General features: G+C 67.2%; 15 protein-coding genes. 8 read left to right on the plus strand and 7 right to left on the minus strand.

The window, feature by feature from the left end; genetic code table 11:
• The first annotated feature begins 1 nt into the window (after window position 1).
• Complete coding sequence (locus tag G6N42_RS14475) at window positions 2-1,240, plus strand: chloride channel protein (protein WP_163730212.1); 1,239 nt, start codon at window positions 2-4, stop codon at window positions 1,238-1,240.
• Here the strand turns inward: G6N42_RS14475 and G6N42_RS14480 are convergent.
• Both G6N42_RS14480 and typA read right to left on the minus strand, forming a co-directional pair.
• A complete protein-coding gene (locus G6N42_RS14480; RefSeq protein WP_163737528.1) occupies window positions 1,234-3,102 on the minus strand; it encodes an ABC transporter family substrate-binding protein in 1,869 nt (622 codons plus the stop codon). The two genes, G6N42_RS14475 and G6N42_RS14480, sit on opposite strands and share 7 nt — an antisense overlap.
• Window positions 3,103-3,187: 85 nt before the next feature.
• The gene (gene typA, locus G6N42_RS14485) at window positions 3,188-5,077 is read right to left on the minus strand and encodes a translational GTPase TypA (protein ID WP_163730213.1); all 1,890 of its coding nucleotides are present in this window, start codon (window positions 5,075-5,077) and stop codon (window positions 3,188-3,190) included.
• Window positions 5,078-5,133: 56 nt separating this feature from the next.
• Between typA and G6N42_RS30955 the strand changes: the two genes are divergently transcribed.
• Together G6N42_RS30955 and G6N42_RS14490 are read left to right on the plus strand one after the other, a co-directional pair.
• A complete protein-coding gene (locus G6N42_RS30955) occupies window positions 5,134-5,301 on the plus strand; it encodes a hypothetical protein (protein ID WP_174262079.1) in 168 nt (55 codons plus the stop codon).
• A gap of 63 nt (window positions 5,302-5,364) precedes the next feature.
• On the plus strand, window positions 5,365-5,631 hold the full coding sequence (locus G6N42_RS14490; RefSeq protein ID WP_163730214.1) for a hypothetical protein: 267 nt from the start codon (window positions 5,365-5,367) through the stop codon (window positions 5,629-5,631).
• Here the strand turns inward: G6N42_RS14490 and G6N42_RS14495 are convergent.
• Window positions 5,625-6,626 carry an AraC family transcriptional regulator gene (locus tag G6N42_RS14495; RefSeq protein WP_163730215.1) on the minus strand — a complete coding sequence of 334 codons (1,002 nt, stop codon included), beginning with the start codon at window positions 6,624-6,626 and terminating at the stop codon, window positions 5,625-5,627. The genes G6N42_RS14490 and G6N42_RS14495 overlap by 7 nt on opposite strands.
• Before the next feature lie 113 nt (window positions 6,627-6,739).
• Between G6N42_RS14495 and G6N42_RS14500 the strand changes: the two genes are divergently transcribed.
• Entirely contained in the window at window positions 6,740-8,023 is a 1,284-nt protein-coding gene (locus tag G6N42_RS14500; RefSeq protein WP_232076136.1) for a cytochrome P450, read from the plus strand.
• On the opposite strand, the gene G6N42_RS14505 is transcribed toward G6N42_RS14500, so the two are convergent.
• Complete coding sequence (locus tag G6N42_RS14505) at window positions 8,020-9,120, minus strand: hypothetical protein (RefSeq protein WP_163730216.1); 1,101 nt, start codon at window positions 9,118-9,120, stop codon at window positions 8,020-8,022. The genes G6N42_RS14500 and G6N42_RS14505 overlap by 4 nt on opposite strands.
• A gap of 36 nt (window positions 9,121-9,156) precedes the next feature.
• Window positions 9,157-9,558, minus strand: coding sequence for a (deoxy)nucleoside triphosphate pyrophosphohydrolase (locus tag G6N42_RS14510; RefSeq protein WP_163730217.1), 402 nt, complete (start codon window positions 9,556-9,558; stop codon window positions 9,157-9,159).
• Window positions 9,559-9,584: 26 nt separating this feature from the next.
• Between G6N42_RS14510 and G6N42_RS14515 the strand changes: the two genes are divergently transcribed.
• Window positions 9,585-9,869 carry a 4a-hydroxytetrahydrobiopterin dehydratase gene (locus G6N42_RS14515; RefSeq protein ID WP_163730218.1) on the plus strand — a complete coding sequence of 95 codons (285 nt, stop codon included), beginning with the start codon at window positions 9,585-9,587 and terminating at the stop codon, window positions 9,867-9,869.
• On the opposite strand, the gene G6N42_RS14520 is transcribed toward G6N42_RS14515, so the two are convergent.
• A complete protein-coding gene (locus G6N42_RS14520; RefSeq protein WP_163737535.1) occupies window positions 9,847-11,076 on the minus strand; it encodes a mannosyltransferase in 1,230 nt (409 codons plus the stop codon). The two genes, G6N42_RS14515 and G6N42_RS14520, sit on opposite strands and share 23 nt — an antisense overlap.
• A gap of 139 nt (window positions 11,077-11,215) precedes the next feature.
• On the opposite strand from G6N42_RS14520, the gene G6N42_RS14525 reads away from it, so the two are divergent.
• Both G6N42_RS14525 and G6N42_RS14530 read left to right on the plus strand, forming a co-directional pair.
• Window positions 11,216-11,779: a hypothetical protein gene (locus tag G6N42_RS14525; RefSeq protein ID WP_163730219.1), complete on the plus strand. Its 564-nt coding sequence runs from the start codon at window positions 11,216-11,218 to the stop codon at window positions 11,777-11,779.
• Window positions 11,780-11,833: 54 nt separating this feature from the next.
• Window positions 11,834-12,814 carry an Rv1157c family protein gene (locus G6N42_RS14530; RefSeq protein WP_163730220.1) on the plus strand — a complete coding sequence of 327 codons (981 nt, stop codon included), beginning with the start codon at window positions 11,834-11,836 and terminating at the stop codon, window positions 12,812-12,814.
• Between the two features lie 10 nt (window positions 12,815-12,824).
• On the opposite strand, the gene G6N42_RS14535 is transcribed toward G6N42_RS14530, so the two are convergent.
• Window positions 12,825-12,971, minus strand: a complete 147-nt coding sequence (locus G6N42_RS14535; RefSeq protein ID WP_083123951.1) for a DUF1059 domain-containing protein — start codon at window positions 12,969-12,971, stop codon at window positions 12,825-12,827.
• 33 nt (window positions 12,972-13,004) lie between these two features.
• On the opposite strand from G6N42_RS14535, the gene G6N42_RS14540 reads away from it, so the two are divergent.
• Entirely contained in the window at window positions 13,005-13,664 is a 660-nt protein-coding gene (locus G6N42_RS14540; protein ID WP_163730221.1) for a nitroreductase family protein, read from the plus strand.
• The last annotated feature ends 17 nt before the right edge of the window (window positions 13,665-13,681 follow it).

Here is a 13,681-nt window from a genome sequence, read left to right on the forward strand (position 1 = left end):
GGTGTCGCGCCGCACCCTAGAGTTCGTATGCGCGATCATCATCGTCGGGCTGCTCGCCGGGGTGGCGGGCGCGGCGACCACGCTGCTGCTGCACGCGATCGAACATCTGACGTACCACTACTCCTTCGGCACGCTGCTGTCCGGTGTCGGCGGCAGTAGTCCGGTGCGGCGCGCGGTCGGTCCGATGGTCGGCGGTGCGCTCGCCGGCTTCGGGTGGTGGATGCTACGACGGCGCACCGCCGTTCCCCCGCTCGCCGGAACCATCAAGGAGCACCGGCCCATCCCCCGGGTCGCGATGTCCATCGACGCGTTCCTCCAAGTGCTGCTCGTCGGCGCGGGGGCGTCGCTGGGGCGCGAAGGCGCACCCCGTCAACTGTCCGCTGCACTAGGCGATTTCGGCACCACGCGGCTGTCGCTCACGGCGCGCGACCGTGAGATTCTGCTCGCCTGCGCGGCCGGCGCCGGACTGGGTGCGGTCTACAGCGTGCCGCTGGGCGGGGCCTTGTTCGCCGCGCAGATCCTGCTGGGCAGCTGGCATCCGCGGGTGCTGGGCACAGCGCTGATCACCTCGAGCCTCGCGGTCGCGGTCGCCGCGCCCGTCACCCATCTCGAACACCCGCTGGATTGGCCGGACGCGTCGACGTCCTATCTGTTCGCGTTCCTCGCGCTGGCCGTCGCACCGCTGGCCGGAGCCATCGGTCTGGCGTTCAACCGGATGATGGACGCCGCGCGCCCCAAGGTGCAGTACAAGTCCTGGATCCTGATCCCCGCGATCGCGGCGGCCGGTCTGCTGACCGGCATCTGCTCGATCTGGTACCCAGAACTACCCGGCAACGGGCGAAGCATTCTGACGGTGGCTGTCGACAGCGGGATGACCCTCGGCGCCGCCTGCGTCATCCTGCTGTTGAAACCGCTTCTGACAGCAGGGTTTCTGCGCGCCGGGGCCGTCGGCGGCCTGCTCACCCCCGCCTTGGCCACCGGCGCGGCCACCGGGTCGGTGGTCGCACTTGTGCTCAATCAGCTGGCCGACACCGATATCCACGTGTCGGCGCTGGCGCTTACATGTGCGGCCGGGGTCCTGGCGATCACCCAGCGCTCCCCGCTCTTTGCGGCGTTGTTCGTGTGGGAACTGGCGCACCCGCCGTACTGGTTTCTCGCCGTGTTCGCGATCGCGGCATATGCCGCGCACGGCCTGCGTTTGATGCGCGAACGCCGCGAGGACCAATTACCCTCTCACTGACGGGTTTTCACCCACGTACCGGCGTCGCCGACGATGCCGATCGGCACGGCGCCGGACAACTTGACGTTCTGCACGCTCGGCCCGGCCGCGACGATCGTGGTGTCCTGCAGAATCGGCAGCACCGTCGACATGTTCCACAGTCGCGGTTCCACCGCGGTGATGACGGCGTCGATGGGCTCGCTGCCGTCGAGTGCGGCGTCGATCTTCGGCTGCAGGCTGCGATCGCAGATACCGGTGATATTGCTTGGCGCCTGGACCAACTCGCTGTTTTCCGGCGCGGGACTTTCCGGGGTGGTCGACGTCGCCGTTGTGGACGGGGCCGGCCGCGCGGTCGTCGGCGCGGTCGCGGTTGTGGTCGAGGTGGTCTCCGGGGTCTCTGGGGTCTCCGGGGTTGATGTCTGCGGCGCAGACGTTTCCGGCTCGGTCGTCGCGATCGCGGTGGCCTCGAGCGCGCGGCAGCCGTAGCGCGATGCCAGCGCCGTGGCGAGGTCACCGCCGGCCTGATGCCAGCCGACGACGGCGTCGACGCGGTTGTTCGTCAGCGCGTCGCCATAGAGCGCCACCGGGTCGAGCGCCGATACGGATGCTTCGATGCCCACGTTGCGCAGTTGGTCGGCGGCGGTGTTGGCGACCGCGACCGAGGTCGGATCGTTGGCGGCGACACCGAGCACCAACGACAGCGGCACCCCGTCCTTGATGATGCGGCCGCGGTCGTTGTCCGGAGCGGGCGTACCGGGTGTCGCCGGTGTCGGCGATTCGACCGGCTCCACCACGTAGCCGGCGTCGACGAGCAGTTCCAGCGCATCCTCTTTCGAGATCGCGGGCGGCGCGGTCGGCACGTAGCCGGGATCGGACGGCGATCGCACCTGCGCCTGCGCCAGCGTCACAGTGTTGTCGTCACCGGCCCCCACCGCGGCGAGCAGGTCGACGTCCAGCAACCCGAAAATCGCCTTGCGCACTTGGGAATCCGCGAGCGCGGGCTGTTGTGCCCGCAGCGACAACTGCATGACGCGCGGCGTGACGATCCGCGCCGTCCGGACGTCCGGAATCGCCGAGAGTTGCGCGAAGGTGGCCGCACCGCCGTGGACCTGGGCCACCTGTGTGTCTCCATTGCGGATCGAATCGGCGAGGGCGGCCGCGTCCCCGCCGCGCCTCAACAGGATCAGATCGGGTTTGGCGGGCGCGCTCCAGAAGCGGTCATTGCGTGCCAGCAGGATCTCGTCGCGCTGAGGGTCGATGTTCTCGACCCGGAACTGACCGCCGGTGACCGGCAGCGCGCGAGCCAGGCCCGCCGCGAATCCGCCCGGGATGTCCTTGACGATGTGGGCGGGCAGGATGTTGTTGAACAACTCGCGCCAGGCCGGATAGGGCTGCGAGAAGGTCACCACCGCGGTCTTGCCACCCTCGATCGACTGCACGCCGGTGATGAGGTCATAGCCTGCGGGGTCGACGACCCCGGGCTGGCTCACCATCTGCTGCCACAGGTACCAGAAATCGTCGGCGCCGATCGGGGCGTTGTCGGTCCATGACGCCTCGGGCCGGATCGTGTAGGTGACGGTGAACGGATCCCGACTGGTGACTTCCGCCGACTCCAGCAGCGTGGTGTCGAGTTCCCATCGCGATCCGGTCGGGGTGTTGGGATCCGGCACCGGCCGGAACGAGCTGGGCAGTACCAGTGAACTGATGGCGGCGTTCACCGGTGACTGGTCGGCCAGCAGGTGCGGATTGAAGCCCGGACCGATCCAGTCGATGGCCATGATGATCTGCGACGCCTTCGGCGGAGGCGGAGCCGTCGTCTCTGTGGTGTCGGTGCTCTGCGGAGCCGGCGGCGGGCTCACGGTGCAGCCGGAGATGAGCGTCATCAGCGCGGATATCGCGACTATGACGCGTACTGGCCTCGGCACGGTGTTCAGGGTATCGGCAGCCGCTCGGCCGTCTCGGCCAGCGCTAGCCCCGGGCTTTGGCGCGGGACTTCGCGCGGGCACGCAAGGTGGCATCCAGTTCGACCTTGCGAACGCGAACCACCTCGGGCGTGACCTCGACGCACTCGTCCTCGGCGCAGAACTCCATCGCCTGTTCAAGCGTCAACTCGAGCGGACGGGCCAGCGTCTCCATGACATCGGCCGTCGACGACCGCATGTTGGTCAGCTTCTTCTCGCGCGTCACGTTCACGTCGAGATCCTCGGCGCGCGGGTTGATCCCGACCACCTGGCCCTCGTAGGTGTCCTGGCCCGGTTCGACGAAGAATTGGCCGCGGTCGGCCAGCTGAATCATCGCGAACGGCGTGATCGAGCCCGACCGGTCCGACACCAACGATCCGGTGTGGCGGGCGCGGATCTCACCCGCCCACGGGCGGTAGCCGTCGAATACGGCGTTCGCGATCCCGGTGCCGCGGGTCAACGTCAGGAAGTCGGTGCGGAAGCCGATCAGGCCGCGGCTCGGCACGATGAAGTCCATCCGCACCCACCCCGCGGCGTGGTTGGTCATCTCTTCCATGCGGCCCTTGCGAGCCGCCATCAACTGGGTGATCGCTCCGACGAACTCGTCGGGACAGTCGATCGTCATCGCCTCGAACGGCTCGTGCAACTTGCCGTCGATGGTGCGGGTGACCACCTGCGGCTTGCCCACGGTCAGCTCGAAGCCTTCGCGGCGCATCTGCTCGACGAGCACGGCCAGTGCGAGTTCACCTCGGCCCTGCACCTCCCACGCGTCGGGCCGGTCGATGTCGACGACCTTGATCGACACGTTGCCGACGAGTTCGGTGTCCAGTCGTGACTTCACCATGCGCGCGGTGAGCTTGTGCCCGGAGACCTTGCCCGCCAGCGGTGAGGTGTTGGTGCCGATGGTCACCGAGATCGCGGGCTCGTCGACGGTGATGCGCGGCAGCGCGTGTGCGTGCTCGGTGTCGGCCAGCGTGTCGCCGATCATGATCTCCGGGATGCCCGCCACCGCGACGATGTCGCCCGCGATGGCCTCGTCGGTGGAGGTACGTTCCACGCCCTCGGTCACCAGAAGCTCGGTGATCTTCGCGTTCGTGATGACGGGATGACCGTCGACCTCACGCATCCAGGCGACCTGCTGCCCCTTGCGAATCCGCCCCTTGTAGATGCGGATCAGCGCGAGGCGACCGAGAAACGCCGACGCGTCGAGGTTGGTCACCAGGGCCTGCAGGGGGGCCTCCGGGTCGCCCTTGGGCGGCGGGATGTGTTCGAGAAGCACGTCGAACAGCGGGTCCAGGTTCTCGCCGTCGGGGTTCTCGCCGTTGGCGGGTTCGACGGTGCTGGCGATACCGGCACGGCCCGAGGCGTACAGCGTGGGCAGCCCGAGCGCGTCCTCGGCGGCCTTCTGGGCCTCCTCGTCGAGGTCGGAGGCGACGTCGAGCAGCAGATCGTGGCTGTCGGACACCACTTCGGCGATGCGGGCATCGGGCCGATCGGTCTTGTTGACCACCAGGATCACCGGCAGATGCGCGGCCAGCGCCTTGCGCAGCACGAAGCGGGTCTGCGGTAGGGGGCCCTCGGACGCGTCGACCAGCAGCAAGACCCCGTCGACCATGGACAGCCCACGTTCGACCTCCCCACCGAAATCCGCGTGCCCGGGGGTGTCGATGACGTTGATGACGGTCATGCTGCCGTCGGGGTGGCGACGGTGGACGGCGGTGTTCTTCGCCAGGATGGTGATGCCCTTTTCCTTCTCCAGGTCGCCGGAGTCCATCAACCGCTCGATGGCATCGTCACCGCGGTGGGTCAGGGCGCCGGATTGCCGCAGCATCGCATCGACCAGGGTCGTCTTCCCATGATCGACGTGCGCAACAATGGCGACATTCCTGAAATCCACGCCGGTAAGTGTCGCAGTGCGGGTAGTCAATCGCGAAAACGAGAGAGACAGCTCACGTGAAGGCCAGCAAGCTGCTCGACATAAAACCGAAGAAAAAGTGCTGCCGCAGCAAGCCCAGGTGCAAGAAATGCCCGCTGGTACTGCACAAAGTGCGTAAGGCCGAACTAATGGGCACCCGCGGCAAGGAGCTCGAAAAGATCTACCAGCGCGCCCGCAAGAACTGAGCCCCCGGAGTACCTTTAAAGGCATCCGTCAGGCGTGTTCAGGTGCGGTTTGGAGGTGCCGATGTGACGGTTTACGAGGTTGCGACCATTGCGCTGATCTTCGTGGTGGCTTCGGCCGCGACGCTGGCGATCTACCTCGGCTTGCTCAACTGGATCGGCAGATTTCACGTGGTGCATTGCTCCGCGTGCCATCACCTGACCACAGCGTCGACGAGAGAGCCACAGGCGTCCTGCCCGCATTGCCGCCACCCGTTGCTGCTACATCCGCTGCATGCGGTGACTCATCCGGATGCGCGGGTGCGGGTGCTCACCGACTCGCTACGTTACTGAGCGCTCGACCGGAAATCACTGGCCGGCTTGCCCGTCCAGCGCCGGAACGCGTGTGAGAACGCCGTGGTGTCGCTGTAGCCCAGTCGACGCGCCACCTCGTTGACCGAAAGTCCTACGACACTCAGTAATTCGACGGCCAGGGTGTGCGCGACGTCGTTTCGCAGCTCCCGGTACGACGTGTGTTCATGGTCGAGCTGACGCCTTAGCGTGCGGGTGCTCATGTGCAGTTCGGCGGCCAGCTGCTCGATGGTGGGCATGGCCTCGGGGCTCTGCGCGAACCGGGACCGCACGGTGGCCGACAGGGTGGGCGCCGACTCGAGGGTGTGCACGAGACGTTCGCATTCGCGCGCGCATGCGGTTCGGGTGATCGGGTCGGCGGTCGGCAGCCGCAGCGTCAAAGCACCGGTCGGGATGCGGAAGCGGTATTGCGCCGCGCCGGTTTCCACATCGAACGGACGCAGCGCAGCGCGCAGTCGCTCACCCTGTTCCCCGTCGAAGGGAACCTCTACCGTCAGCGGAGCCGTGGCAAGCCCGGACATCCGCAGGAGTAGCGGCAAGGCCGAAAGGTCGCGCGCCGCATAGTATTCGCGGACATCGACGGGCAGATGTTCGTATCGCAGCACGACGGTCGTCACGTCGCCGACCTGAACGGACTGCGGGTTGAACACCGTCGGCGACAGCGTCGCGTAGGCCAGTGCGACGGCTAGCGCCTCCCCCGCATTGGCGCTGGACAGCAGTGCGTAACCCCAGATGCCCAGATCGCCGACGGTGAACTGCGATCCGACGCGTATCCCAGCGTCCAACGGGTCACCGAGTTCCCGGGCGAGGTTGGCGGTCATGACGAACTCGTCGTCCTGATCGATGCGGTAGCCGGCGGCAACTACCCCGTTCTCGGTCCAGTGGGTTCCGGCCAGTAGCCGCTGGAACGGCACACCGGCGTCGCGCGCTACCGCGAATGCGTAGCGAATGCCCGCCGGACTCCTGGTGGCCGTCATCAATGGCAAGCGTGTCACGCGCGGCCACTTGGGCCATGTGGTTGGCCGAATCGACCACGTAAATGGCCGTCGCGATCATGTCGCTGCCGCGTGCGGGCGCACATCCTTGCTGTATGCGAGCTTCTACGTTGCCGGTGGTCGGCTCGACGATGCGCGACTTCGGATTGATGGTCGGCCAGGGCGCGGTGCGGGACCTCCGTCGTGCGCGGGTCGGTTCGGTCACCAGGAGCGTGCCGCGGACCGATTTCGACCCCACCGCTGTCGAGACGATCAGGAACCCGTTCCCCGCGTTGGAGCGCCTGCGGGAGCACCCCGTGCACGTCAACGAGATGCTCAACGTGTGGATGATGGCCCGCCACGAAGACGTCACCGCCGCGGCGCGGGCCCACGATGTGTTGTCGTCGAGTTCGGGAGTCCTGCTGCGGTCCACGGTGATACCGAGCGTCGTGTCGACCGACGAACCTGATCACGCGCGGCTGCGCCGGGTGTCCGCGCCCTACTTCACGCCGTCGGCGATGCGCCGACTCGAGGGATCGCTGGCGCAGTTCGTCGAACCCAGCGTCGATGCGCTGGCCCGCGGCGAGATCGTCGACATGGTCCCTGCCCTGACGGTGCCGCTGCCCGTCTCGGCCATCGCACTGCTGTTGGGCATCGACCGCTCCCGCTGGCGTGATTTCCGGGTGTGGTCCAACGGAGTCACGGCGCTGTTCGGCGCCAGCACGCTCGGCGCCGTCACCATGACAATCGGCCATGCGTTGCCGGGCATCCTGTCACTGCGGGGTCTCATCGTCGACGAACTGCGTAGGCGCCGAACCGAACAGCACGACGACGTGCTTGGCGGTATCAGCAAGGCGCTTGCGGCACACGAGATCACGCCGCTGGAGGCGCTCAGTGCCGCGTTGATCGTGCTGATCGCCGGCAACGAGACGACCACCAACCTGCTCGGCATCCTGCTCATCCAGTTGGCCAGCGACCCGGATCTGTATGCGCGGCTGAGGGATAACCGCGACCTGATCCCGGCCGCCGTCGAGGAGACGCTGCGCTGGGGGTCACCGGTGCAGTGGGTGACGCGTACGACGCTGGCGCCCTACGAGATCGCCGACACCGTGATTCCCGCCCGGTCGCGGGTGGTGCTGTTCTATGCGGGCGCAAACCGTGACCCGCGCCGCTTCGCCGACCCCGACCGCTTCGACTTCGAACGAAAACCCCTCGGTCACACCGGCTTCGGCCACGGCTCGCACTTCTGCATGGGTGCGCATCTGGCCCGGCTCGAGGTGGTCGTCGCGCTCAACGGGTTGTTCGACCGCATCGCGGGGCTTGAACTCGCAGGGCCGGTGAAGTGGACGACCACCCCGTCGCTGTCCGGGCCGACGTCGCTGCCGATGCGCGCCATCTAGGGGTACGACAGCAGCAGCATCACGCGCCCGTCAGCGGGCGGGTAGCCGAAGTCGCCCTCGTCGAACCCGTAGTACTCCTCCTGGTCCTCGGTGATGGAATCGATCACCTTGCCCTGGGTCTTGATCTCGCCGTTCTTCACGTCGTCCACGGCGCCTTTGAAGTCAGGCACCGACAATGATTCGGCGAGAAGCAATGCCTCACCGCCGGAGGGTAATTCGACAAGGATGCCCGCTCCGGAGTAGTTGTTGCCGCCACGGCCGGTCCCCCGCGGCGCCCAGTAGACCGGTTCAGAAGCAAGCGCACCCTCCACGCGAAAGTACTTGCCGGCGTCGACGGTGTCGTCGACCGTGACCACGGGAAGTGCGGCGATCTCACGGTCCTGCTGCCAGAACATGATGCCCAGCGGGATGCAGACGATCGCGTACATCATGACCATCAACATCAGCACGGGCTTCCAGGCGATCTCCCACCCCAATCGACGCTCGGACACACCCTTGGACTGGGCCTGGTTGTCGAGTTGTCTGCGGCCGAATCGAAAGACATACCAAGCCAATACGCGTGCCAGCACCATCAGCGCGAGGATGATCAGCCCGACGATTCCCGACACCCGCCAGTAGAACGTGCTGTCCCCGTGGTTGAGGGTCATCAACACCATCGTGGCCGGGATCGGGGCGGTGATGAGCAGGAGAAGCGCGTACGACGGGTGGCTGGTCAGATAGTCGTAGCTCGTCGTCCACTGGCGATTTCCGCTGTAGACGGTGACGTCGCCGATGTCGGCACTGACCATCGGGGTCCACGACCCGCGCACCACGCGCGGCCGAACCAAACTGCGAAAGAAGAAGAACCCGAAAACAAGCGAGACCACGAGCGCGCCCCAGAAGACGCCGGGCTGGGGGTACCACCCGCTTGCGGGGGACGACTCACCGGTTCCCGGCACACCGAATGCACCGCGGATGTCGATGACCTTGCCGATGAAGAACATCAGCGGCACCGCGAAGAAGAACTCGATGAGCCAGATCTGGGTGAGTTGCGGTATCCGGCTGCCGGCCCGGTCAAAGGCCAGCACCCCTTGCCAGATGAAACGCAGCACGCGCATGGACCGGAAGAATAATGTGCGTCGACGAGCTGCGGATCAACTCGTCAGCGCGGCGCGCAGTTCGGCAAGCCACGTTCGGTCGGCGGGCACCCAGTCCAGGTCGTCGAGTTCGTCGACGGTGATCCAGCGCAGCGCGCGGTGGTCGTTCGGATGCAAGGCGCCACCGGTCTGGGTGACCCGGTAGGCGCGCAGCGCGGTCGCCGGAGTGAGCGCGACGTCGACTCCGAGGCGGGCGCCCACAGTCACATCGACGCCCAGTTCCTCCTTGAGTTCACGGACGAGCGCGGCCTCGTCCGTCTCACCCGCGGCCACCTTGCCGCCGGGCAGTTCCCATAGGCCGGCCAGGGCCGGCGGCCTGTCACGTTGAGCGACCAGCAGTGCGTTAGCCGCGATTAGAGCTCCGGCGACGACGATCTGATTCGGCTTCTGGTTTGACACTGCGGCTGACGGTATACCTAACAAGCATGGCTGTATTGACGGACGACCAAGTGGACGCCGCACTGCCCGATCTCGACGGCTGGGAACGCGCCGACGGCGCCCTGCGCCGGTCGATCAAATTCGGAGCCTTTCTGGACGGTATCGACGCGGTGCGGCGCGTCGGCGAGAAGGCCGAAGAGAAAGATCATCATCCCGACATCGACATCCGTTGGCGGACAGTCACTTTTGTGTTGGTGACACACTCCGAGGGCGGTATCACCGACAAGGACGTCGAGATGGCGAAGGAGATCAACGCGATCGTCGGCCAGTAGCGGCGATCCACGCCAGCGTTACCAGCGTGGCGACGATGTAGATCAGCCCCGCCCAGGCCAGGTACCACGGACGGGAGATGACCCAGATCGTCGGCTGCGCAAAGCTCAGCAGCCACGGCACCCCGATCAGGGTCAGCACCAGCCAGCCCCACCCCAGCACCTTCGCGCCGAGCCGGTCCCGCAATGGACCGTGCAGCAGCCAGATCATCAACGGGATGAGCCACACCCAGTGATGCGTCCATGAGATCGGCGACAGCAGGAGGCCGAACAGCTGTACGACGACAATCGCCCCGAGTCGGTCGGACGCCCCGCCGATCGCGCGCCATGCCAGCACCGCCAGTACGGCCGTCACCGCGATGCCGGCCAGCACCAACGGCCCGTAACCCGCGTCGTGTCCGAGTATCCGGGATATCCCGCCGCGCCATGACTGGTTGAACGACGTCCCGATTGGTCCCACCCGGGACGCGTCGCCGAGCAATTCGGTGAAGTAGTAACGGGTTTCGCCGCCGATGATCAGCCACGAAATCCCCACCGTTGCCATGAAGACGACCGCCGAGAACGCGACAGCGGCCCACCGGCGGGCGCCGAGGAAGTACAGCCCCGCCACCGCGGGTGTCAGCTTCACCCCGGCCGCGAGGCCGACCAGTAGTCCCGACACCCACCATCGCGTGCTGTACACCGCGTACAGCACCGCGAGCACCAGCAGCACGTTGATCTGGCCGTAGTCGAACGTGCTGCGCAGGGGTTCGATCCAGATGCCGACGGCCGTCCACAGCATCGCCGTTCGATGGTCGCCTCCGGCGCCCGATGTCGCCGCCGGGGCGGCTCCGGCGGCCAGCAGCCGCTGACTCATCCGTACGACTCCATACAACGCCGCGAAAAGCCCGAGTTGCCAGGCGAAGGCGACGAGTCCGAACGGCAGCAGGTGCAGCGGGTAGAACACGATGGCCGCGAACGGCGGATAGGTGAACGGCAGCGGGAAGTCCGGCGTCTGGTCGGCGTAGACGTAGTCGTAGAGCGTCCCCGGATGGTCGAGCATGCCCGCGCCGCCGACATACACGTGCAGATCGACGAAGTTGGCCCCGTTGGGCACCAGGTATGTCCACGCCAGACGCACGACGATGCTGATCACCAACAGAATCGGCGCCGCGGCGGCCAGTCGGGCGGGCAATCGCGACGCGGTCGAGGCGGTGGTCGGCGTGTCTATCCATACGACTCTATCGACCGGTAACCGTTAGCCCTCGCATCCGTAACGGTTGAATAAATGCCACACGTGTCACTTGAGTAACACCAGTAACTCCGTAGCTTCGGGTCGAGGCGTGCCGACCAACCTGAATGGGAGAACCATGCACAGCACCAGAAAACTCTTCGCGACCACAATGATTGCGGCCGCGGGAGCCGTCACGGCTGCACTGGCCTTGAGCGGAACCGCTTCCGCCCAGCCCGCAGCACCTGCCCCTGCACCGACCCCCGGCGTTCCGGGCCTGCCGTTCATCCAGCAGCTCGCATCCAATCCGGCCGCAGCGACGCAACTCGTGCAGGGCTTCACGTCGATGCTCAACACCGCCACCACCCCGGCCGCACCCGCCGCGGCGCCGCAGACCGCGACCGCGTCGGTCACCCTGCCGCAGGCGCCGGCACTGCCCGCCGCAGCGCCGGTCGCCACAGCGGCTGCGCCTGCGGCCAACCCGGCCAACCTGCTGACGGAAGCCGCCTCACCGCTGACCGGTCTCGCATCGCTGTTGCCCGCGGGAACGCCATTGGCCGGTCTGCTGCCGGCGGCGTCGACGGCCGCCGCACCCGCAACGGCCGCCGCACCCGCGTTGGCTGCTCCTGCGGCCGCAGCTCCCGCGGCGCTTCCCGCCGCCGGTGCCGCACCGCTGATGCTGCCGTTGTCGGCCCTGCCCTGACGGCAGCGGCGACGTCGACCGAGAAGACCACCACAACCACTCTCAGGGGGAGTCATGTCAACAAGGACGATGTTCGCCACCGCTGCCGTTGCGTTCGGCTCATCGGTCACGCTGCTGTTCGGCGGCGTGACCGGTGTGGCCGGCGCACAGCCGGCACCCGCCCCGGCACAACCCATCGACGCGCTGCAGGCCCCTGGTCTCCCTGCGGTGCAGAGTCTCGGACCGATCATTCAGCAGGCCGCCGCCGATCCGACGAGCGCGGCCTCGACGTTGATGGCCGCCGCCGCGGTGTTCGCCGGCGACGCCACCGCGCCGCCCGACTCACGCAATGTCGCGTCGGCCGTCAACCAGTTCGTCGCCCACACCCCGGCCCCCGGCGCGGCGCCGGGCACGGTGGCGCACCTGCCCGCGGGGGTCAACCCCGCCCATGCCGTCGGTCCCGCGCCGGAGGAAATGCCTGCCCCTGAGGCCGCCGCGGTACTGCCCGCGCCCGAAGCCGCTGCGCCTGCCCCCGGTCCCGCACCGGAGGTCGCAGTTCCGGTCCCCGCCCCGGCGCCTGCGCCAGGCCCGGATCCCGCTGCCGCCGCACCCGCCGCCGCACCCGGCGGCCCCGAGTTCGGTCCGGACGCCCCGACAACGCAGGACTTCCTGTATCCGTCGATCAGCAACGGATGCCTCAAAGATGGTGGAAACGTGCTCGCCACAGCGATTTCGGTGGCGGGTCCCGCGAAGATCCCGACGCCGGGACCGGGACCGGGCCAGACGGCCTACGTGTTCACCGCGATCGGCACCCCGGGTCCGGCCGCGGAGCAGAAGCTGCCGCTGAACGTCACCTGGGTGAACCTGACGACCGGCAAGTCCGGTGGAGCCACACTGGTGCCACGATCAGACATCAACCCCCAGGGGCCGACCACGCTGACGGCGATCGCCGACACCGGTTCGGGCAGCATCATCTCGACGATCTTCGGTCAGGTCACCACGACCGAGAAGCAATGCCAGTTCATGCCGACCATCGGTTCGACGGTCGTTCCCTGACGCGGGCGGCTCAGTAAGCCATGAAGAGGATGGCGTCTCGGTCGTAATCGCGGCCGGGATGCACCTCTGACAAGTGAGCCTGAGCCTTCTCGACGAGATCGTCCTCGTTCTCACCGCGGATCGCCTCGCCACACGGGCAATTCAGGTGTGTCTTCATACGTGTAGCTTCCCACAGCCGATGATGTTGGGCATGGAGCTTTCCGACGTCATGCGAACAACCGGTGCTGTCCGTCGATTCACCGACGACCCGGTGCCCGACGAGGTGCTCGAGCGCATCCTCGACAACGCGCGGTTCGCCCCCACCGGCGGCAACCGCCAAGGCACCCATGTCATCGTGATCCGCGACCACGAGACCCGGAAGGCGCTGGCCGACCTCAGCGTGACGGGTGCGCGCCGCTATACGGCTCAGGTCAGGAACGGTGAGTTCCCGTGGAATCCGGTGAAGCCCATGAAGGTCACGGCGGAGGAAGTCGCCGCCACCGAGGCGGGCCCCTACCTACCGTTCGTCTACTGCGGTGCCGTCCTTGTGGTGTGCGTGGACCTGAATGTGTGCGCGGCGTTCGACCAGTACCTCGACCGCATCGGTCTGATCGCGGGCGCGTCGGTGTATCCGTTCGTGTGGAACATCCTGCTCGCCGCGCGTGACGAGGGCTTTGGCGGCGTGCTGGCGACCGTGACCGTGGCCGAGGAACCCCGAGCCAAGGACCTGCTCGGTATCCCCGAGGACTACGCGATCGCCGCGCTGCTGCCGATCGGCAAACCGGTGAAGCAGGTCCGCAAGCTAACCCGTAAGCCGGTTGCCGAGATCGCGACCCGCGAGCGCTTCGACGGTGAGCCGTTCCGCGCTTAGCGCGCGGTTTCGGCCGC

The sequence above is a fragment of the Mycobacterium gallinarum genome, assembly GCF_010726765.1.
Classification (GTDB): domain Bacteria; phylum Actinomycetota; class Actinomycetes; order Mycobacteriales; family Mycobacteriaceae; genus Mycobacterium; species Mycobacterium gallinarum.

What these genes read in the sequence shown, in the direction of transcription:
- G6N42_RS14495 (WP_163730215.1), bottom strand. Translation starts at nt 6,626, where the DNA reads ATGACGGCCACCAGGAGTCCGGCGGGCATTCGCTACGCATTCGCGGTA.
- G6N42_RS14525 (WP_163730219.1), top strand. Translation starts at nt 11,216, where the DNA reads ATGCACAGCACCAGAAAACTCTTCGCGACCACAATGATTGCGGCCGCG.
- G6N42_RS14505 (WP_163730216.1), bottom strand. Translation starts at nt 9,120, where the DNA reads ATGCGCGTGCTGCGTTTCATCTGGCAAGGGGTGCTGGCCTTTGACCGG.
- G6N42_RS14480 (WP_163737528.1), bottom strand. Translation starts at nt 3,102, where the DNA reads ATGACGCTCATCTCCGGCTGCACCGTGAGCCCGCCGCCGGCTCCGCAG.
- G6N42_RS14515 (WP_163730218.1), top strand. Translation starts at nt 9,585, where the DNA reads ATGGCTGTATTGACGGACGACCAAGTGGACGCCGCACTGCCCGATCTC.
- G6N42_RS14500 (WP_232076136.1), top strand. Translation starts at nt 6,740, where the DNA reads ATGCGAGCTTCTACGTTGCCGGTGGTCGGCTCGACGATGCGCGACTTC.
- G6N42_RS14530 (WP_163730220.1), top strand. Translation starts at nt 11,834, where the DNA reads ATGTCAACAAGGACGATGTTCGCCACCGCTGCCGTTGCGTTCGGCTCA.
- G6N42_RS14540 (WP_163730221.1), top strand. Translation starts at nt 13,005, where the DNA reads ATGGAGCTTTCCGACGTCATGCGAACAACCGGTGCTGTCCGTCGATTC.
- G6N42_RS14535 (WP_083123951.1), bottom strand. Translation starts at nt 12,971, where the DNA reads ATGAAGACACACCTGAATTGCCCGTGTGGCGAGGCGATCCGCGGTGAG.